Genomic DNA, 21,615 nt, shown 5'->3' with positions numbered 1-21,615 from the left:
AGCTTATGAATACTATTGAAAATTTACTCAAATTAATTTCTTCTCAAAACAAAAGAGATATTAAAAAACTCGAAATTAGAGAATTAGAAGAAGAAAAAAAAGGGAACTTTATTGCTTTTGTAGATGACCAGTCGAATAGTTACGATGTAAATATAGTAATCAAAAATAAAGAAGTTACTTCCCATTCTTGTGATTGTGGAAGTAACGAATCTTGGTGTATTCATCAAAAAAAAATGCTAGAAGAAATCGTAAAACTTACCTCTTTAAAACCTGTTAAAAAAACTCGCATAAAAAAAGAAAAAGAGAGCGAAACTTTACTTAAACTAATTGAAGAAGAAGATTTAAGAAAATGGTTACTTGATTTTTTTAATACAAATAGAGAAGCTGAACAATATTTCATGTTATCATTTTCTCAAAAACAAAAAGAGTATTCTCTTGATGAAGTAGAACAATTAATAAAAGATACAATAACCTCAATAATAGGTAAAAAAAGGAAAGTAGAAATATCCGAAGTAAAAAAGATAATCGATTTACTACAAATTGCTCTTGAACCTGTATTTGCTTATATAGATTGCATTATTAAGACGACAGAAATCGCAAAACCACTAATTATAAGAATATGTGATTTATTACTTTCTTTTCATTTTAACTCGGGTACAACAAGTAAAAGATTAGAAAAATATGTTTACGCTATTATAGAAAAATATGCTTTTAGGATCAATAAAATAGCAGTAGAAGAACAATGGAAAAACGTTGTACTTGATCATTGGAGCAACTTCCTTAATATGGATAATATAACTGTAAATGATTTTGAAATAAATAAAGAAATATATTGTCAAGCGACTACAGAGAGAAAAAAAATTATCGGACAACACCTTCTAAATTACCTAAAAAAATGGCATAAGGAAAATATAAATTATAACATAGAGATTCAGACATTCTTTCTACAAATCATGATAGAGACAGAGTTGTTTACAGAAATAAAAGATTATTTCAAACCATCAATTTATCAAAATGACTATAATTTAATGATTTTAGAAGAACTAATGAAAACTGACCATATTGCTGTAGAAGCTTATTGTAAAGATATTATTTCAAACAATTCTAAAGAAAAATACAACTACCCTTATTACAATATTCTAGAAAAACTTTATAAACAGACAAATGATTTGCCTAAATATACAGAAATAAAACTTTTAAAATTCCCTTACAATCCATCATTAGAAGATTTTCTTTTTATAAAAAATCATTTAAATGAAGAAGAAAAGTTTAAAAAATTCAGAACGAAAACACTTACTAATCTTGAAGGAAATTTTTACGAATCAGATGATTGTATTGATTTATATTTTAAGATATTAGATACTGAAAAGGAGTATAAAAAAATGATCGATGTAATAAGTAATTATGTTCCAGCTGAAATAATTTTATGTTATTTTGATCAACTCTTTTTATTTAACAAAAATACCTTCTTAATAAATTTACTTAAACGTTTAGCTTATCTCTACAGTTATTCTTCTCAAAAAGATATGGAACTTGATTTAATCAATAAAATTAAAAAATCATACGGCGATATACTTATTAAAAAATATTTAGATTTTTTAATTAATAGCGATAATTTTATAAAAATTAGAATTCAGAATAATGAATTTATAGAAAAACTACTTGACTAATTTATTTGTTTAATTGTGATCTCATAGACCTGAAATAAACAGTTGAATAAAATTCTGATGCTGAAAACAGTTTAAAATCAATATACATTGGGATGTGAATGAAACGATGAAGCTATCTTTTCGACAAAACGTGCCATGGAAGAAGAGCCTTTGCTAAAGGTTACACTTCCTAATATGGTTGATGAGAATTTATTATATATAACTAAACCCACCTCAATTGAGGTGGGCTTTATACTTCTATAAAAAGAATATTAAGAATGTATAGCAACAACAGTAGCTACTGCAGCTCTTACACAATCTTCGATATATGTTTTGATTGCATCACGATCCTCAACATTTATTTTACTGTCTTGATAAGCTTTTTCAACATCATTTTTCAAATCAGTAATTTTCTTTTCAGATTTCTCTATTTCTTTTGCGTCTTTTACATTAATACGATCAATCAACGCTTTACCCAAATCACTTGCTAATTTTTTAGCTTTATCATTTAACAATGCAGGCATCGGAATTTTAGCAACAGCAGCATTTGCGGCAGCAATATCTGTATAAATAACTGTTGCAATATCTGATTTTACTACAGCTTTGTCGCAACTTGATTTGCTTCGTTTGCATCATACGCTTTGTCTAAAGCTTTCTGTGACTCTTTTTGCGCTTTTTCTTGAGGTGTTTCATTTTTACAAGATCCTAATGTAACTAATACAAATACACCTAAAACTATTGAATTTTTTTTCATTTTTATTTATTTTGTTAGATAGATACAACCAAATATAAAAAAACAATAATTAGACAAACATCGTTCATCTATATTTTAGAACTATTTAAATTTAACAGATCATACAAACCATTGATATATGTTAACTTATTCAATTAAAACTTCTTACCCTACATCAATACAATCAATACATTGGAATTGTAAATTTGTATAAGAAAATAAAAAAACATCATTATGAACACAAAAAATATAGAAGCGGTTATCGCTCCAAGAGAGCCTCATTTCGTAGGAGATGGATTTAGAGTTCATAACTTTATTCCGAGCGGTTATCATTTAGACATGAGAAGAATGGATCCTTTTATTATGTTGGATTACAATTCAAAATTTGATTTTCCTGCAACGGACAAACCAAAAGGTGTTGGTGTACATCCGCATCGTGGTTTCGAAACCGTAACAATCGCTTATCAAGGAAGTGTTTCTCATCATGACAGTGCTGGCGGAGGTGGAACAATTCACCAAGGCGATGTACAATGGATGACAGCTGCGTCAGGAGTTTTACACAAAGAATATCATGCAGAAGAGTTTTACAAAAAAGGAGGAATTTTTCAAATGGTTCAATTATGGGTAAATCTCCCTGCAAAGGATAAAATGAGTGCGCCTAAATATCAAGCCATTGCACACAAAGATATTCCAACTGTTGAAGTTGAAAATGGATTTGTAGAAGTTATAGCTGGTAAATATAACCAAGCAAAAGGTGCTGCATCTACTTTTTCTCCTGTTCATATGTTGAATGCAAAATTAAATGAAGGTGGAAAAGCGAATTTTAATTTTCCAGCACATTACAATACGATCTTATTAGTTATAGAAGGAGAAGTAAAAGTGAATAATCAAGAAATTGTTCCAACAGATCATTTGTTATTGTTTACTAATGAAGGAGAAGATTTTACAATCGAAGCGACTGAAAGTAGTGTGGTACTTATTTTGAGTGGAGAACCTCTAAATGAGCCAATCGCATCATACGGTCCATTTGTAATGAATACACAAGAACAAATTCGTGAAGCATTTGACGATTACAATCACGGTAAATTTGGTACATTAGAAGATTAAATATTCAACTTAAAAATATATTAGATGGAAATTAAACAAATTGATGATAAAAAAAATGGTGCTTTTGTCGTTTTAGATGGCGATAAAAAAGCTGGGGAAATGGCTTATGTTTGGGCTGGAGATGATAAAATTATCATCGATCATACAGAGGTTGATGAAGCTTATGGCGGACAAGGTATTGGTAAAAAAGCTTTTTTAGCTTTAGTCGATTGGGTGAAAAAAGAAAATATCAAAGTAATTCCTTTATGTCCTTTTGCAAAAGCACAATTTGAAAAAAATCCTGATACTAGAGAGGTTTTGTCTTAATTTAAATAAGGCTATTCAAAATTTGAATAGCCTTATTTGATTTTTTAATATCCTATTGCTTTATCATCTCCGCGTGGATCTGCGCCTGCTTGGTATGTCCCGTCAGTATTAACTAATATTCCATCTACTCGCCCATAAGGTTTACGTTCTTTCAAAACATAACCTTTTTGTTTTAACGATTCGCGAACGTTTTCTGAAATTGCATTTGGTTCATAATCGATTTGATCTGGTAACCATTGATGATGAAACCGTGGTGCAGCAACAGCTTCTTGCATTGTCATTCCGAAATCAACAACATTTATAATTGCTTGAAAAACCGAAGTAATAATCGTAGAACCTCCAGGTGTTCCCACAACCATAAACAATTTACCATCTTTTTCTAAAATAGAAGGCGTCATCGAGCTTAACATTCTTTTCGAAGGTTCAATTGCATTTGCTTTTCCTCCAACTAAACCATATAAATTTGGTGTTCCAGGTTTTACAGAAAAATCATCCATCTCATCATTCAACAAAAATCCAGCACCTTCCACAACCACCAAAGAACCATACGAATTGTTTAAGGTTGTTGTGACAGAAGCGGCGTTTCCTTCTTTGTCAACAATTACATAATGCGTAGTTTCCATCGATTCTTTTCCAAATATTTCTCCCGCTTTGATTGCTGAACTTGGTGTTGCTTTATCAAACGAAAAATCTTTCATTCGATTTACATTATAACTTTTATCTAACAATTGTTTTTGCGGAACTTTTATAAAATCAGGATCACCTAAATGTTCTGCACGATCTGCATAAACACGACGCTCTGCTTCTACCATCACTTGCATTGTAGAATCTGCTTGAAATCCCCATTTATGAATAGGATAATCTTCGATAGATTGAAACAACGAAACCAATGCAATTCCTCCACTTGATGGCGGCGGCATCGAAATCACTTTAAGACCTTTATAATTTCCAGAAACTGGCGTTCTCCAAACCGATTGATATTGTTTTAAATCTTCGTGTGAAATAATTCCATTTCCCCGTTTCATTTCTTTTACAATTAAATCAGCCGTTTTTCCTTCATAAAAACCAGCGCGACCTTTTTGTTGAATCAGTTTTAATGTATTTGCTAATTCTTTTTGAACCAATAGATCTCCTTCTTTCCAAGAAGCTTTTGCAGTTAAAGCATTTATTTTTGAATTATATTTAACAAAATCGTCATACTTATTTGTCAATTCACTTGCTTGTTGCTTCGTAATTTTAAATCCTTTTTGAGCCAAATTAATTGCAGGTTGTACTAATTCTTTCCAATTCAATTTTCCATATTTTTCATGTGCCTTTACCATTCCATCTACTGTACCTGGAACGCCTACTGCAAATTGTCCATACAAACTAAGATCAGTAATTGCATTTCCTTCTTTATCCCAATACATATCTTCAGTAGCTTTCAAAGGTGCTTTTTCACGATAATCTAATGCATCCGTTTTTCCTTTTGCATCACGATAAACTAAAAATCCACCGCCACCAATATTTCCTGCATTTGGATAAACAACTGCCAAAGCGAACTGTACTGCAACAGAAGCGTCAATTGCATTTCCACCTTTTTTCAGAATTTCAACTCCAACTTTTGAAGCTTCGGGATGAGCCGTTACAACAGCTCCATTTTTATAAGATTCTTGCGCATTCAACTGAATAATAGCGAAGAATGAAACTATAATAAATGATATTTTTTTCATAAAATCGATTTAAACAAAAATACCAAACCTCTATCAATTACGACAAAGATTTGGTAAAACATATAAACTATTTAAATTATAAACTTAATGATAAACGAGCGAAGGCAAAACGTCCTCCAGTTCCGAATTGTTGTCCGGTACGTGAATACACGAAATATCCTGCTCCTCTATTTCCTCCAATTTTCGTTTCATCAGGATAGATATCAAACAAATTATTTGCACCAATAGTTAACGAAATATTTTTGTTGAATGCATAGCCAAAACTCAAATCAGTTACGACTTTTGCACTATATGTTTGTGCATCTTCAATTGTATTTGTTGCGGCGTCTACTTCCCCAAAATATACATTACGTAAATACACATTCCATTTATCAAGCGAATAATTCAATGATAAATTAACTTTTGTACGAGGAACTGCAGATTCTAAATATGTACGACTTGAACGATCAAAATAAGTAGATTCTTTTCCTCTTAGTAATTCAGAGGCATGCACTTCTCCCACCACATTTGTTTTGCTAAATGTGGCTGATAGATCTCCTCGTAATTTTCCTAAACCCAAACGATCTTGATACGTTAAAACAATATCTACCCCTCTTGTTTCTGTATCAATTGCATTTGCAAAAAAGCGTGCAGAAGTGGCGTTTGCTTGTTGTAACAATTCATAAATTTCTTTGTCTTGAGCAGAAGCTGAAGAAGAATTACTTCCAGTAAAAGCACCTGTATAAATTACGCGATCATCAATTCTAATAAAATATCCATCAACACTTAATTTAAACTTACCCCAATTCGCCGTAACTCCAGCCGAAATACTTTTTGATTTTTCTTCATTCAATTGTGGTATTCCTAATAATTTCGCAGCGCGACTATCATTTGTAAATGTTCCAGAATTTGAAATAGTACCATCTAAAAATAAACTTGATGTTGCACTAAAATATAGTTGATGTAATGATGGTGCTCTGAATCCAGTACTCGCTGCAGCTCTTAATACATACTCTCCTAATTTGTATCGTGTTGATATTTTTCCATTTAACGTCGAACCAAAATCTGAATAATTTTCATAACGAAGTGCAGCTGCTACTAAAAAGTCTTTTGTAAAATTGAACTCTGTATCCAAATATGTGGCTATAGAATGGCGATTTACATTCACTTCATTCGCTGGTAAAAAGCCAGGAAATGCTTGAGCTCCTCCTGCTAAAGGTGTTCCATTCGAAGCAAATAATGTATTGATATTTCCATTAAAATCTGGAATATAAATTGGAATACCGTTTCCATCCTCACCAATCTGTCTTACTTTTCCGTAGTTTGCATATGATGCTTCTTCACCTCCTACAATTTGATAATTTTCGTAACGGAATTCACCTCCAAATGCAACATTAATTCCGGCTAAAGCATTATCAAAAAAACGTGTAAAATCTAAATTAGTTGTATTTTGAGTAAAGCGATATCCCCCCGCTTCGAAAGATGTTGGAGACGAATCTATCATCGATGCATTTACTGTATTCTTTACCCCAAAGTCGATCGTATTATTTCCATATGTATTCGAAAAATCGACTTTCCACTCGCTAATTTCACTACGAATTCCTGCTGCTAAAGAACGATCATAATTATTCGTTTCAATCAAAGGCAAATATCCATTCGGAAAAATAGAAGCTACTGTTTGATGTAACTGTGCAGGTTGACGACGAAAAGCAGCCGATTCACCTGAACGGTAATTTAGACCTCCAAAAGCATAAATTTCGGTTTTATCTGAAACGGGAAAAAGTGAATTAATAAACACTGCTCCCCCTTCATTTTTTGATTGTCCAATACGTGAAACATAATCTGCACGTGTTTCACCACGACGTGCTAATTCTTCATCTGTAATATCAATACCCGTAGGAGTTGGGTATAAATCTGGGCGATTATAGTCAGAAAAAATTGTTCCTGTAAATTCCTTTTGACGATTAAATGGCTGACGATTGTCGTACGAACCAGCAACATTTACAAATCCACCTTTTTCACCAACTTTTACTCCATAATTAACATTCGCTTGAAATGTTTCACCATCAAAATTATCTTCAGCATTTTTCGAAAGATTTCCTCCGTACGAAATAGAGGCACGTAATTTATCCATCGAATCTTCTAATACAATATTGATCACACCAGCTATTGCATCAGAGCCATATTGAGCAGCCGCTCCATCGCGAAGAATCTCTATTCGTTTGATTGCAGAAGTTGGAATGGCATTTAGATCTGTTCCGACAGAACCTTTTCCAAATGATCCGTTGATGTTAACCAAAGATGTTGTATGACGACGTTTTCCATTAATTAAAACTAAAACCTGATCAGGTCCTAAACCTCTTAAAGATGCAGGATCAATATGATCTGTACCATCAGAAATAACTTGTGTATTTGAGCTAAAAGAAGGTGCAACATAGTTCAAGATTTGGTTTAAAGAAACTTGTCCCACATCTTTTGTCACCTCTTTGATATCGATCACATCGATTGGTGTTGACGAGTCTAATTGCGTGCGTCCTGTACTACGAGAACCAACCAATACAACTTCACTAAGGTCTGTTTCTGAATGAATAGGTTCTATAAAGAAATCCAACAAAACTTCATTCTCATCTATCACATTAATCGTTTGCGATACACTTGGTTCTCCTATTTTATTTACAATGATTTCGTATTTACCAGGTTCGAGAACGAATTGATATAAACCATTTGCATCTGTTGTTGTTGAAATATTCGTTCCTTTTACATTTACAGTTGCATGATCAATAGGTCCATTTATATCCTCAACTATACCTGAGACTTTTGTTTGGGCAAATAAAAATGTTCCTCCGAATAATGTAGTAAAAAAAAATATTTTTTTGAGCGAGTTGATTTTCTTGTTCATTTTCTATCATTTTAAAGTCTAGCTAATTTATAGACTTTATAGATTATAAAACAAATGTTTCTTAAATAAAATAAAAGAAAACTTAAATTAACTGTTAAACACAAATATTATTCTAAAAACATAGCGTATTACAGAATATTATTCTACTAAAATTAAAGAGTTAGAATAGTTAAATAAATTTAATGCATAAAAAAGGAGCTCTAATTGAGCTCCTTTTTAAGATTATTTCTAAAAAATTGATTATTTCAATTTCTTTTTAACTTCTACAGTTTCGTATGCTTCGATGATATCATTTACTTGAATATCATTAAAGTTTTTAATGTTAAGACCACATTCGTAACCTTTGTTCACTTCTTTCACGTCATCTTTGAAACGTTTCAATGAAGCTAATTCACCATCATGAATTACAACACCATCGCGGATAATACGAACTTTAGAGCTTCTATAAACTTTACCGTCCAATACCATACATCCTGCAATTGTACCAACTTTCGTTACTTTGAATGTTTCACGAACTTCAATATTACCCGTTACTTGCTCTTTCAACTCTGGAGATAACATACCTTCCATTGCTTCTTTAATCTCTTCGATAGCAGCATAGATAATAGAATAAGTTCTGATTTCTACTTCTTCTTTATCAGCAATTTCACGAGCAGATACACCTGGGCGAACATTAAATCCGATAATAATTGCATCAGAAGCAGATGCTAACAATACGTCAGATTCTGTAATTTGTCCAACACCTTTATGTAAGATGTTAACAATAATCTCCTCTGTAGAAAGTTTTTGTAATGAGTCTGTTAATGCTTCAACAGAACCATCCACATCTCCTTTCAAGATAATATTTAATTCTTTAAAGTCTCCTAAAGCAATACGACGTCCAATCTCATCAAGTGTGATGTGTTTTTGTGTACGAATAGTTTGCTCACGTTGTAATTGATCTCTACGAGATGCAATTTGTTTCGCTTCGCGTTCATCTTCGTAAACTTTAAACTTATCACCTGCTGTAGGTGCACCTGCCAAACCTAAGATTGTAACTGGCGTTGATGGACCGGCAACTTTAACGTTATTTCCTCGTTCATCTAATAATGCACGAACTTTACCATGGTGAGATCCTGCTAAAACATAATCACCAATGTGTAATGTACCCGTTTGTACAATTATAGTCGAAACATATCCACGTCCTTTATCTAATGCAGCTTCTACAACTGTACCAGATGCTTTACGTTTTGGATTTGCTTTAAGATCTAATACTTCGGCTTCTAATAAAACTTTTTCTAATAAATCATCAACTCCTAAACCAGATTTAGCTGAAATCTCTTGAGATTGATAAGTACCACCCCAATCTTCAACTAATAAGTTCATTTGAGCTAATTGCTCTTTTACTTTTTCTGGATTAGCTGCTGGTTTATCAACCTTATTGATTGCGAATACCATTGGTACTCCTGCTGCTTGTGCGTGAGAAATTGCTTCACGTGTTTGTGGCATGATTTGGTCATCGGCAGCAATCACAATAATTGCAATATCCGTTACTTGTGCACCACGAGCACGCATCGCTGTAAAGGCTTCGTGACCTGGTGTATCTAAAAATGCTACACGTTTACCACTTGGTAATGTTACGTTGTACGCACCAATATGTTGTGTAATACCTCCTGACTCACCAGCAATTACGTTTGCTTTACGAACATAATCTAATAAAGATGTTTTACCGTGGTCAACGTGTCCCATAACAGTTACGATTGGCGCACGAGTTACTAAATCTTCTTCATTATCGATTTCTTCTTCTTCCGTTGAGATTTCTTCTTCAGCATTAGCAAATTCTGCTTCGAATCCGAAATCATCAGCAACTAACTGAATTGTATCAGCTTCAAGACGTTGGTTCATGGTAACCATGATACCTAAAGACATACATGCTGAAATAACTTCTGTAACAGAAACATCCATTAACGAAGCTAATTCGTTAACCGTTACAAATTCTGTTACATGTAAAGTTTTGTCCATGTCCATTGCTTCTTGCTCTTGCTCAGCAAACTCACGACGTTCTTTACGTTTATCTCTTCTGTGTTTAGCCCCTTTAGATCCTTTTCCTTTATTCGTAAGTTTATCTAAAGTGTCTTTAATTTGTTTTTTAACATCTTCGTCAGAAAGTTCTACTTGAGGAACTCTTGGTCCTCGGTTATTACCTCCTCTAAAGTTTCCACCTCCTTGACGGTTTCCACCTTGACCTTGGCGATTTCCACCTCCTTGTCCACCTTGGCGATTTCCACCTCCTTGTCCTTGACGGTTGTTATTATTTCCTCCTCCGTGGTTGTTGTTTCCACCTTGGCGGTTGTTATTGTTTCCACCTCCGTGGTTGTTATTTCCACCTTGGCGATTGTTATTATTCCCTCCGTTTTCACCAGCTTTTGCTACATCTTCTGGTTTAACGTTTTTCTGGATACGTTTGCGCTTTTTCTTGTCAGCAGCGTTATTAGCACCTTTCTGATTCCCCTTTTTATCGTCAGATTTTTTCTTATCAAATTTAGATAAGTCAATCTTTGCACCTGTAAAATTAGGTCCATCTAGTTTTGTGTAGACAGTTTCAATTTTTTGAGGTTCTACTGCTGCTACGTCTTCAATTTCTTCTTTCTTCACTTCAGGCTTCGCTTCCGTTTTTACTTCAGGCTTTTTAACCTCTTCCACCTTTTTAGGTTCTTCTTTCTTCACCTCTTTTTTAACTTCCGCTTTCGGTGCTTCCGCCTTTTTAGGTTCTGCTTGCTCTTTTTTAGGAGCTGGAGAATCTTGCTTTTTAGGTTTACCTGTATTATTTATTTTATCAAGATCAATCACTTTAATCACTTTTGGACCTTTAGTTTCCTCTCTTGATTCAGTTTTCTTTTCAGCTTTTGGAGCTTCTTCTTTCTTGATTTCTTCTTTTTTCACTTCTTCCTTCACCTGAGGTTTTACCTCTTTGGCTTTCGGTTTTAAAGCATCTAAGTCTATTTTACCAACAGTCTTTGGCCCTTCCAATTCAACCTTAGTCGTTTCGATCATTTCAGGTTTCTTTTCAACTGGTTTTTCAGTAGCAGCTTTTGCTTCTGCTTCTTTCTTTTCAGCTGCTTTGATTTCTGAAATTTTGTTAATGACTACTTCACCGGAAGCTTGCTTTTGTTTAGCATCAGATCGGAATTCATTAACTAAAATATCGTAAGTTGGCACATCGATTTTAGAGTTCGGATTTTTCTCTACAGTTTTACCTTTCCCTTCTAAAAAGTCAACAGCTCTATCTATTGATATATTTAATTCTTTTAATACTTTACTTAATCTTATTGTTTCCGACATATGAAGCTAATCTCTTATTTTATTGTTTGCAAATGTATGAATTGTTTATGACTTGAGTATGAATTAATCTTCAAACTCTTCTTTTAACACACGAATAACGTCTAAGATTGTCTCTTCTTCTAAATCCGTACGTTTGATTAAGTCATCCACATCTTGTTCTAAGATACTTTTGGCTGTATCTAAGCCGATAGCACTAAATGCTTCGATTACCCATGCATCGATTTCGTCTGAAAATTCTGATAATTCTACGTCTTCGTCTTGGGCTCCTTCTCTGAAAATATCAATTTCCATTCCAACTAACTTAGAAGCTAAACGAACATTGTACCCCCCTTTACCAATTGCTTTCGAAACTTCGTCTGCATTTACATAAACTAAGGCTTTGTTTGTTTCTTCGTTAATTTCGATATTTGAAATTTTAGCTGGGCTTAAAGCTCGTTGAATGTATAAACTTTGGTTGTTTGTGTAGTTGATTACGTCGATATTCTCATTACGTAATTCGCGTACGATTGAATGGATACGAGATCCTTTCATTCCAACACAAGCTCCTACTGGATCGATACGATCATCATAAGATTCTACTGCTACTTTTGCTTTATCTCCAGGGATACGAACTACATTTTTGATGGTAATTAATCCGTCTAAAATTTCTGGAATTTCTTGTTCAAATAATTTCTCTAAGAATTTTGGTGATGTTCTTGATAAAATAATTTGAGGTTTTGCTCCTCTTAATTTTACATCATCTACAACAGCACGTAATGTATCTCCTTTTCTGAAAAAATCTGATGGTATTTGATTTTCTTTTGGTAAAATCATTTCGTTTTGCTCGTCATCCATGATAATCACTTGTTTGTGACGTACATAGTGGATTTCTCCCGTAACTACTTCTCCGATTAAACCTTTAAATTTTTCGTATAAATTAGAATTATCATGCTCCATTACTTTAGAAACCAATGTTTGGCGCAAAGTTAAAATAGCACGACGTCCTAATGCTTCGATCGGAATTTTTTCCGATACTTCTTCACCTACTTCAAAATCTGGCTCAATTTTACGCGCTTCAGACAATTCGATATCTGTTGCATCGTCTTCAGAGAAACCGTCTTCTACAACGATACGGTTATGCCAAATCTCTAAGTCTCCTTTATCAGGATTTACAATAATATCAAAGTTATCATCTGTACCATATTTTTTTTTCAAAACACTTTTCAATGTTTCTTCTAAGATGGCCATTAGCGTGATACGATCGATATTCTTATCGTCTTTAAAATCTCCAAAAGATTCGATTAATGCAAGATTGTCCATTAAACTTTATTTTTTTTAAAAGGTGACTTTTATTATCGCTTTCTTAATGTCAGCGTAATTTATTTTTTCTTCGTGTTCTACTGTAATTTTTCCTTTTCCTAATGGCTTCGGCTCGCGTGCTTCCCAAAAAACTGTAACACCTTCATCATCGGCCTCTACAATTTCACCTTCTATCACTTTATCATTTAATGTAGCTTCTAATGTTCGACCTACATTTTTTGCAAATTGACGTGGCATTGTTAATTCACTACCTACTCCAGGAGAAGAAACTTCCAACGCAAAATCACACTCTTCTCTATCAAGATTGTGTTCTACATGTCGGCTTATTCTTACAATTTCTTCGACTGAAAGACCTTCGTCTCCATCTGCTAAAATAATAATCTTATCATCTGGAGTGATTTTCCAATCGATTAGAAACAATGACGGATTCTCCGCGATTGCTTCATCTATTAGCTGTTTTACTTTATTTGAATCCATATACAACGAAAAAGAGAGCTATAACCAGCCCTCCTCCATTTATTTCTTTAAATTCACTGCAAATATAGGTCATTTTTTTTTATTGACCTAATTTCAATCATTTAATCTATTTAATTCATGAGTTGATAAACGAATATTCCAATAAAAATTAAAGTCAATATCACGTCATACCCCGTCGTTAAAATAAAGCCTGTAAATGAACCAAATGCAGATTTTAAAGCAGATTTCGGGTTTGAGGCACTCAAAATTAATTCAGCCAATAGAGCTCCCAAAAAGGGTCCAATGATAAAACCTACCGGAGGAAAAAATAATCCGACAATTAACCCAACAACAGAACCCCAAATGCCATACTTCGTTCCGCCGAGTTTTTTGGTCATATAAATGGGTAATAAATAATCTAAAACAGCACCGATCAAAACAAATGAACCTGCAATAATTATTGTTCCCCAACCAAAGCTACAATCTCCACTAAATTTAAACACTAATAATCCTACCAATGCCAAAGGGGCTCCTGGTAATACTGGTAAAACTGTTCCAACTAACCCAACAACCAATAAAATTCCACTGATAAGATTTAGTATACTATCGTTATCCATATTTTTCAGTATTTTTTAAAACTGTAAATTTGCAAAATAAATTCTATTACAAATTCAATTAACAGCTTATGCAAGATAAATCTTTTTACGAAGAAATTTCTGATGGTGTAAAATATTTTTTCAATCAATACTTCAAAATTGATCTGTCTGAAAACCTGTTCACTTTTTTGGAAGTTGTCATCTGGATCGCAATCTTATTTATATTAGATTTTATTCTGAGAGCGATTATTCTTCCTATTCTTAGAAAGATAAAAAACTTCACCGAAAACGATTGGATGATATTTTTGTACAGAAATAAAGTTTTTATTTCGCTTATTCATCTTATTCCCATCAGTTTTGCAATGAGCATGAACCAAATTTTATTTAAAGATGATGGGAATATATTTGTTATTATTCAACGCATTACAGAATTAATATCTTTAATTGTTTTCACACAACTTATTTTTAGAGTAATTAACGCAACAATTGATGTGTACAACGTAGAAAATAGTTATACCACTGTTGGGGTAAGAACTTTTGGTCAGATGATGAAATTTATGATCACATTTTTTTCAATTATCTCTGGAATAATGATTTTGTTTACGGTAGACAAAAACACAATTATTACTGTACTCGGAGCCTTAACTGCAGCTGTATTATTAATTTTTCGTGATGCTATTTTTGGTTTCGTTTCTGGTTTACAAATTTCTTATTCTAAAATTGTAAAAGTTGGTGATTGGATTACAATTTCGAAAGGTGATATTGAAGGTATTGTAAAAGAAATTAACATCAACTTGGTAAAGATTGAAAAGTTTGATAAATCGATTGCGACTGTACCAACAGTGGATTTAGTTTCCTCTCAGGTAACCAATCATATGCCTATGATGGCAACAGGTACGCGCCAAATAAAACGTTCAATTTCATTTAATGTTAATTCGTTTCAATTTTGCAATGAAGATATGTTAAACCGTTTCGAAGATATTGCTTTAATTCACCAATATATTCAACAAAAAAGACATGAAATTTCGATTTACAATCAAAATATCGAAAATTCTGATCTTGATATCAATGGTAAAAACTTAACCAATATTGGTGTATTTCGCATCTATGTTGACTGTTATTTGAAGAGTTTAAAAACTGTATCACAAAAGGACCCAATCATCGTCAAACAATTACCTGTTTCGCCACTTGGAATGCCTTTGGAAATTGGTTGTTTTACGACTTCAGCAAATAATTTAGAATTCGAACGAATTCAATCCGACATTTTCGACCATTTATTAACAGCTTGTCGTAAATTTGACTTGGAAATTATGCAAAGCTTTTCGCTTTCTGACTTTAAAAAATTATAATATAAAAAATCATGACTAAATTAAGTGTTAACATAAATAAAATTGCTACTATTCGTAATGCGCGTGGTGGAAATACGCCAAATCTTGTAGAAGCGGCAATTAAAATTCAAGAATTTGGTGGACAAGGTATTACGATTCATCCTCGTCCCGATGAGCGTCATATTCGTTACCAAGATGTCTATGATTTAAAACCTGTGATCACTACAGAATTTAATATCGAAGGAAAACCAATTGATAGTTTTATGGAATTGGTTTTAAATTCGAAACCAGAACAAGTTACCTTAGTTCCTGATGCAGAAGATGCAATCACTTCTAATGCTGGTTGGGACACAATCAAACATTTTGATTATTTGACAGATGTCATTAAAACGTTTAAAGATGCTGGAATCAGAACCTCTATTTTCTTAGATCCAAATCCTGCATTAATTGAAAGTGCTGCTAAAACTGGTGCAGATCGAATCGAATTGTATACAGAAGAATTTGCTACACAATATGGGTTAGGAAATCTTGAAGCGATTAATCCATACAAAGAAACCGCAAAATTAGCGATAGAAAATGGATTGGCTGTAAATGCGGGTCACGATTTGAGCTTAGATAACATCGAATTTTTTATTCGTGAAATTCCTCAAATTACAGAAGTTTCAATTGGTCATGCACTAATTTCAGAAGCTTTGTATTTAGGTTTAGAGAATACCATTCAAGCATATTTACGTAAAATTGAAGTAGCAAATTTGTAGAAAAATGACAGAAATCTTACACAGTAAAATTGTTGGTTTTGGTGAAAAACATTTGTTGATTTTTCATGGTTTATTCGGACAATTGGACAATTGGAGTACATTGGGAAAACAATTTGGAGAGCATTTTACAACTCATCTAATTGATTTGCGCAATCATGGACGTAGTTTTCATAGCGAAGATTCGTCTTTAGCTGCCATGACGCAAGATGTTGTGAATTACATGGAGGCTCATTCTATCGAAAAAGCTCATTTATTGGGACATTCTTTGGGTGGACGAATTGTTATCGATTTTGCTATGATTCATCAAAATAGATTAGATTATTTAATTGTCGCTGATATGGCTCCAAAAGCTTATCAACCTCATCATAATGCAATTTTTAAAGCCTTGAAATCTGTCGATTTTGATCAAGTTGAAACACGAAAAGATGTAGAAAAAACATTGGAACAATATATTCCAGAAATGGGTGTCCGTCAGTTTTTATTAAAAAACGTTTACCATGCTGATAATGGTCAATACGCATTTCGTTTCAATTTAGACGTTTTGGATAATTTTTACCAAGAAATGATTGGAACAGATTTATTAAAAGGTGAATTTGATGGACCAACTTTATTTTTGGGCGGCGCAAAATCAAATTACATTATGCCAGAAGATGAAATGATCATTTGCGAACGTTTTCCGAATGCAGAAATCAAGAAAATTGCAAATGCAGGACATTGGTTACACGCAGAGAATCCGAAAGATTTTACAACAGAAGTTTTAAATTTCTTATTGGATAAATAGTAATAGAAAAGCGAAATTCGATGTAGGGTTTCGCTTTTTTTTTAAATAAACTTAGTAAGTCATTCTAAACCTGTCGAAGCGCAAAATCACATCAAATTTAAATCCCTCTAAACTTTTCTACATCAAACTTTATCAAATCATTTGATTGAAGTTTTTGATTAGAAAAAGTCAACAATTCTAAATTTTGATAAGCAAAACGAATTAAATAATCTCGTCCTTGAAATTTAGATGAAATCACTTTTCCTTCGAAATTTCCATTAGCTGAAATAACAATTTCTTCGGGATAAACAACAACCGTAGAAGAGGAATCTATTCCCAAATCTTGCGAACGCTTTAACAGATTCACATAACCAAAAAGCTTGGCAACATATTCTGTTTTCGGAAATTCGCGCACGTTTTCTACCTCATTAAACTGAATCATTTTTCCGTTCTGTAAAACTAAAATTTTATCCGACGTATAAAATGCATCATTCAAATCGTGTGTTGTAAAAATGACAGTAATTTGATGCTCTTTACACCAATCCATTATTTTTTCGCGAATGCTAAGTTTTAAGGTTTGATCTAAATTAGAGAAAGGTTCGTCTAATAACAAAATCTCAGGTTGTTGCGCCAAAGCTCTTGCAATAGAAACACGTTGTCGTTGACCACCACTTAATTTATTGGGTAAAATATGTTTAAACTCTAACATTTCAACCACCTTTAAGGCTTCATCAATTTGTTGTTGTTTCAATTCTAAATCAAAATTGCTTAAATGTTTCCCTACATTTTCACCGGCCGTAACAAAATCTAATAAATCATAATCTTGCGCTACATATTTCATCATTTTATGACCTGGAATGATATTATAAGCTGGACCACGCAACTTTTTTTTATTATATTTAATTTCGCCTTTATCAAAATCAAACAAGCCATAAATCAACTTCAGTAAGGTCGATTTTCCACTTCCACTTTCACCAATAATACTAATCACTTCCCCTTTATTAACCTCGAAATTAATATCATCTATTACTTGCTCTTCGAAATCTGGATAATTGAAACTGAGTTGCTTTATGTTTAGCACGATTAAATAAATTTTCTTATTTTTGGCTAAGGTATTTAGAATTATTCAATATTAAATAAATGTTTAATTATTTACTTTATTGATATAAGTCAATACAAACAATCAATTTATATTATAATTTTGTATAAAATTTAAAATAAGCGATATGAAAAAATTATTTTTAGGATTAGCTGTTGTTTCTGCTGTTGTTTTAACATCTTGTGGAGGAAATACTGAAACTAAAGTTGCTACAGAAGCACAAGAAGGAGCTACTGCATCTGAAGGAGCTGCAGAGTTTGCTGTTGACACGACTACGTCTATTGTAAACTGGAAAGGCGGTAAAACTTTTGATGATATCAACAAACCAGAAGAAGGTCACTACGGAATCGTAAAATTAAAAGAAGGAACTGTTAATGTAAATAACGGTGTTTTAGAATCAGGTAAATTTGTTGCTGATTTTACTTCTTTCGAATCTAAAGATTTAGACGCTGATGCTGAAAGCAAAGGAAAATTAGATGGTCACTTAAAATCTCCTGATTTCTTAGACGTTGAGAAATTCCCAACTGCAACTTTCGAAATTACAGAAGTAAAAGCAATTGAAGGAGGTGATTACAATTCAGAAATTTCTGGAAACTTAGATTTCCGTGGAGTTCCTAAAAATGTTACTTTCAAAGCTAATGTAACTGTTGATGCAGATGGTGTTACAATCAAATCTGAAGAGTTCGGAATCAACCGTAAAGACTTCGGAATTACTTTCGTTGGTGGAGCTGGATCTATCATCAAAGACGAAGTTTTATTACAAGTAGATTTATCTGCTAAAGCTACTGCTGCAACAGAAGAAGCTGCAAAATAATCGGATTAAAAGTCAATCATTATTATAAAAGTCACCTATCCAAAATAGGTGACTTTTTTAGTTAATCACAGAAAATAAAAATTTCTTAACTATTTTTTGTGAAAATTAAATGAACTTAATTATATTCGTACTCATAATTAATAACATACATTAACAAAACAATGAAAACAATTAAGTTCTTCCATCCGGATGAAACATTTAATTATAATATTGAAAAATCTTTATGTAAAGTGGTTTTTCAAGGAAATAAAAAATGTTTGTTGGTAGAAATACATTCCACTGATGACTTAGAACATGTAGAAGGAGATTCGTTACAAAATGATTTTCCACAACTTTCTCTATTTATCGATGATTTCCCTTTAGATGTAGAATCTGTAGAAGAATTAAATGGTAAAAAAGTATCTATTCCTTATGGATTCGCCGAGGAAGAAGACGAAGAAGGTGAAATCGTAGAAGTTTATTACACCTCACTAAATGTTTCAGAAGAAGATTTTGAAACTGTTAATAACGACTTAGCATTTAGTGTAAATGAAAAAGGGGTTTTGACACTTAACTGGAAAGGTGAAGTGCAAGATTTCACAGAAGAATCTGATGGAGATATTCCATTTGAAATTAATTGTTCATTCGAAGAATTCGATTTTAAAGAAGATGATTACGAATAAGTACCATACCAAAACCTCTCAAATTTGAGAGGTTTTTTTAATCATTATAAATTATGAAAAAGTATACATTAGTACACCGGTTCTTACATTGGACAATAGGAATTGGTATGCTGATATTATTTATCACTGGCTTTCTACGTATGGAGTGGATGAGTAAAAAGAAGCTCTCTTCACTTATTGTGCAAGAAACATCTAAAGAAGGGGTAAGTCTTTCGGAAGCTACCTTAAAAACGATTGGTAAAAATTCTTTAGAACCAATGTGGGAATGGCATGAGCTGTTTGCCTACATCATTTTAGGACTGTTTGTTCTACGAATTGTATATATGGTAGTAAAAGGAATTCGTTTTCCAAATCCATTTAAACATTCAGCTCCTAAAGAAAAATTTCAAGGATTGATCTATCTAATTTTTTATGGATTAGTGTTGATGAATCTCGTTACAGGTTTTTACTTAATGTGGGGAGACGGAACGTACAAAGAACAAATGGAAGAATTACACAAAACTGGAATCTATTGGTTTCCTATTTTCTTCCTGATACATCTTGCAGGAATTGTTTATGACGAAATCAGTAAAAAATCTGGTATTGTATCGAAAATGATTAATGGAAATGATTAATAATAAAAAAGGCGCTTCGTAGAAGCGCCTTTTATCTATAAATTATATTATCTTCCTTTCATAAAAATCCAAGCTAATAATCCCCAACCGATAATCATAAAAAGACCTCCAAGTGGTGTAATTGGCCCTAAAAATTTAAGATTTGCATTCCAATAATCTGCAAACGATAACAAGTAGATACTTCCTGAAAAAACAAATGTTCCGGCAATTAAACACCAAGCTGCAGAGCGTTCTAAACCACTGTTAAACTGGAAATACATTCCGACAGCTAACAACACAATTGCATGATAAATTTGGTAACGTACACCAACTTCAAAACTTGCTAATTTTTCAGCAGGTAAAAACTTTTTGAATGCATGAGCACCAAAAGCACCTAATATAACTGCAGTCATTCCATATAATGATGCAATTGTCAACACAAGATTTTTCATAATTATCTCTTTTATATTTATTCAGATTTCTTTTTTCCAGCCACAAAATCTTTCAGATAATAAGGCTCAAAATATGCAACATCTTCAAATGATTTTTGAGTAAATTTTTCTTCCGAAACACGAATCATATCCTTTGCAGATGGAAAAGCTTGCACAAAAGTAGCGTTTAAATGCGACAATATTTCTTGACATTTTTCTGCTCCATCACCAACAAAAATAATTTTCTTTCCTTTCAACTCTTCAAAAGAAGTATCGTCAATTACTTTTGCTTCGGTTTCTGTTAATTGATTCCCTTTTCTATCAAACAAAGCGGTATACACTTCCATTCGTCTTGCATCAATCATTGGAATAATATAATCCACCTCTTGGTTAAGTTGTGATTCAGCTAAAATTTGCAATGAATTAATTGCCATCAACGGAATATCAGAACCATATGCAAATCCTTTGGCAGACGAAACACCAATTCGTAATCCGGTATAAGAGCCTGGACCTTTTGACACACAAACAGCGTCGATATCTTTCCAATTTATTTCCGCACCTTGTACACACCAATCTACAAACTGATTCAGTTTTTCGCCATGTGCATAGTTTTCTTCATTTTCTTCAACCAGACAAAGTTGAACGCCATCTTTAGCAATCGAAACTGAACAATTTTTTGTTGAAGTTTCTAAATTTAAGATTGTTGCCATGCTGCAAAGATACATCACGAAAATTAGATGATTTGTGTTTGATAAGATGATTTTCTATTGGAAATGGAGATTAATCCTGATAATTTTCTACGAAATGATAAAAATAGTCATTCAACTTATCATAAATAATTAAGTTATAATAAGGATATTTACCAATGGAATAATATTCTAATTCTTCTTTATTATCAAAATCTATAAAAAAAACCAATTGTTTATATATTTCAGGAAATTTAATTTTAATAAAATTTAGTTTCTCTACTATCATTTCATTATTAGTGCTTAATATTTCTTTATTTGAAATATCTAGATGTGTAGTTTCTAAATTGGCCATGTTCAAGTTATAAGTGCAACTGGCCAAGTAGATTTTAGTTTTTCGATAGGGCTAATATAGCCAAACTTTCTT

At 32.6% G+C, this 21,615-nt stretch carries 21 protein-coding genes; 9 read left to right on the top strand and 12 right to left on the bottom strand.

The window, feature by feature from the left end; genetic code table 11:
* Positions 1-5 precede the first annotated feature (5 nt).
* The gene (locus tag IF125_RS09950) at positions 6-1,670 is read left to right on the top strand and encodes a hypothetical protein (RefSeq protein WP_225542374.1); all 1,665 of its coding nucleotides are present in this window, start codon (positions 6-8) and stop codon (positions 1,668-1,670) included.
* Positions 1,671-1,921: 251 nt separating this feature from the next.
* Here IF125_RS09950 and IF125_RS09945 read toward each other — a convergent pair whose 3' ends face one another.
* Positions 1,922-2,173, bottom strand: coding sequence for a hypothetical protein (locus IF125_RS09945; protein WP_171623364.1), 252 nt, complete (start codon positions 2,171-2,173; stop codon positions 1,922-1,924).
* 71 nt (positions 2,174-2,244) lie between these two features.
* Positions 2,245-2,403: a hypothetical protein gene (locus IF125_RS09940; RefSeq protein ID WP_171623363.1), complete on the bottom strand. Its 159-nt coding sequence runs from the start codon at positions 2,401-2,403 to the stop codon at positions 2,245-2,247.
* Between the two features lie 213 nt (positions 2,404-2,616).
* On the opposite strand from IF125_RS09940, the gene IF125_RS09935 reads away from it, so the two are divergent.
* Together IF125_RS09935 and IF125_RS09930 are read left to right on the top strand one after the other, a co-directional pair.
* Entirely contained in the window at positions 2,617-3,489 is an 873-nt protein-coding gene (locus tag IF125_RS09935; RefSeq protein ID WP_225542373.1) for a pirin family protein, read from the top strand.
* Between the two features lie 24 nt (positions 3,490-3,513).
* Entirely contained in the window at positions 3,514-3,795 is a 282-nt protein-coding gene (locus IF125_RS09930; RefSeq protein WP_225539677.1) for a GNAT family N-acetyltransferase, read from the top strand.
* A 44-nt stretch (positions 3,796-3,839) separates the two neighbouring features.
* Here IF125_RS09930 and ggt read toward each other — a convergent pair whose 3' ends face one another.
* The 6 genes from ggt to IF125_RS09900 form a co-directional block, all read right to left on the bottom strand.
* Complete coding sequence (gene ggt / locus IF125_RS09925) at positions 3,840-5,507, bottom strand: gamma-glutamyltransferase (RefSeq protein ID WP_225542372.1); 1,668 nt, start codon at positions 5,505-5,507, stop codon at positions 3,840-3,842.
* Between the two features lie 76 nt (positions 5,508-5,583).
* Positions 5,584-8,385: a TonB-dependent receptor gene (locus IF125_RS09920; protein WP_225542371.1), complete on the bottom strand. Its 2,802-nt coding sequence runs from the start codon at positions 8,383-8,385 to the stop codon at positions 5,584-5,586.
* A 240-nt stretch (positions 8,386-8,625) separates the two neighbouring features.
* Positions 8,626-11,706, bottom strand: a complete 3,081-nt coding sequence (gene infB, locus IF125_RS09915) for a translation initiation factor IF-2 (RefSeq protein ID WP_171623358.1) — start codon at positions 11,704-11,706, stop codon at positions 8,626-8,628.
* A gap of 63 nt (positions 11,707-11,769) precedes the next feature.
* A complete protein-coding gene (gene nusA / locus IF125_RS09910) occupies positions 11,770-13,005 on the bottom strand; it encodes a transcription termination factor NusA (RefSeq protein ID WP_171623357.1) in 1,236 nt (411 codons plus the stop codon).
* Positions 13,006-13,020: 15 nt separating this feature from the next.
* A complete protein-coding gene (gene rimP, locus IF125_RS09905; protein WP_225542370.1) occupies positions 13,021-13,482 on the bottom strand; it encodes a ribosome assembly cofactor RimP in 462 nt (153 codons plus the stop codon).
* 110 nt (positions 13,483-13,592) lie between these two features.
* Positions 13,593-14,078 carry a DUF456 domain-containing protein gene (locus tag IF125_RS09900; protein WP_171623355.1) on the bottom strand — a complete coding sequence of 162 codons (486 nt, stop codon included), beginning with the start codon at positions 14,076-14,078 and terminating at the stop codon, positions 13,593-13,595.
* Positions 14,079-14,146: 68 nt separating this feature from the next.
* Between IF125_RS09900 and IF125_RS09895 the strand changes: the two genes are divergently transcribed.
* The 3 genes from IF125_RS09895 to IF125_RS09885 are packed head-to-tail and all read left to right on the top strand — an operon-like array spanning position 14,147 to position 16,924.
* Positions 14,147-15,406 (top strand): mechanosensitive ion channel family protein, encoded by a 1,260-nt coding sequence (locus IF125_RS09895; RefSeq protein ID WP_171623354.1) that lies wholly within the window; start codon positions 14,147-14,149, stop codon positions 15,404-15,406.
* An 11-nt stretch (positions 15,407-15,417) separates the two neighbouring features.
* The gene (locus tag IF125_RS09890; RefSeq protein WP_225542369.1) at positions 15,418-16,143 is read left to right on the top strand and encodes a pyridoxine 5'-phosphate synthase; all 726 of its coding nucleotides are present in this window, start codon (positions 15,418-15,420) and stop codon (positions 16,141-16,143) included.
* A 4-nt stretch (positions 16,144-16,147) separates the two neighbouring features.
* On the top strand, positions 16,148-16,924 hold the full coding sequence (locus tag IF125_RS09885; protein WP_225542368.1) for an alpha/beta fold hydrolase: 777 nt from the start codon (positions 16,148-16,150) through the stop codon (positions 16,922-16,924).
* 97 nt (positions 16,925-17,021) lie between these two features.
* Here IF125_RS09885 and IF125_RS09880 read toward each other — a convergent pair whose 3' ends face one another.
* A complete protein-coding gene (locus tag IF125_RS09880; protein WP_225542367.1) occupies positions 17,022-17,984 on the bottom strand; it encodes an ABC transporter ATP-binding protein in 963 nt (320 codons plus the stop codon).
* A 145-nt stretch (positions 17,985-18,129) separates the two neighbouring features.
* Between IF125_RS09880 and IF125_RS09875 the strand changes: the two genes are divergently transcribed.
* From IF125_RS09875 to IF125_RS09865, 3 genes are all read left to right on the top strand, one after another.
* Positions 18,130-18,816, top strand: a complete 687-nt coding sequence (locus tag IF125_RS09875; RefSeq protein WP_225542366.1) for a YceI family protein — start codon at positions 18,130-18,132, stop codon at positions 18,814-18,816.
* Between the two features lie 161 nt (positions 18,817-18,977).
* Positions 18,978-19,478 (top strand): hypothetical protein, encoded by a 501-nt coding sequence (locus IF125_RS09870; protein WP_171623350.1) that lies wholly within the window; start codon positions 18,978-18,980, stop codon positions 19,476-19,478.
* 53 nt (positions 19,479-19,531) lie between these two features.
* Complete coding sequence (locus IF125_RS09865) at positions 19,532-20,092, top strand: cytochrome b/b6 domain-containing protein (protein WP_188319272.1); 561 nt, start codon at positions 19,532-19,534, stop codon at positions 20,090-20,092.
* 47 nt (positions 20,093-20,139) lie between these two features.
* On the opposite strand, the gene IF125_RS09860 is transcribed toward IF125_RS09865, so the two are convergent.
* The 3 genes from IF125_RS09860 to IF125_RS09850 form a co-directional block, all read right to left on the bottom strand.
* Positions 20,140-20,523 carry a DUF423 domain-containing protein gene (locus IF125_RS09860; RefSeq protein WP_171623348.1) on the bottom strand — a complete coding sequence of 128 codons (384 nt, stop codon included), beginning with the start codon at positions 20,521-20,523 and terminating at the stop codon, positions 20,140-20,142.
* 17 nt (positions 20,524-20,540) lie between these two features.
* Positions 20,541-21,212, bottom strand: coding sequence for a tRNA (adenosine(37)-N6)-threonylcarbamoyltransferase complex dimerization subunit type 1 TsaB (gene tsaB, locus IF125_RS09855; RefSeq protein WP_171623347.1), 672 nt, complete (start codon positions 21,210-21,212; stop codon positions 20,541-20,543).
* Positions 21,213-21,282: 70 nt separating this feature from the next.
* The gene (locus tag IF125_RS09850; RefSeq protein ID WP_225542365.1) at positions 21,283-21,543 is read right to left on the bottom strand and encodes a hypothetical protein; all 261 of its coding nucleotides are present in this window, start codon (positions 21,541-21,543) and stop codon (positions 21,283-21,285) included.
* Between the last annotated feature and the right edge of the window lie 72 nt (positions 21,544-21,615).

This window comes from Empedobacter stercoris (assembly GCF_020281205.1).
GTDB lineage: Bacteria > Bacteroidota > Bacteroidia > Flavobacteriales > Weeksellaceae > Empedobacter > Empedobacter stercoris.
The sequence above is the reverse complement of the archived record's forward strand: the minus strand, read 5'-3'. Positions and strand labels throughout refer to the sequence as shown.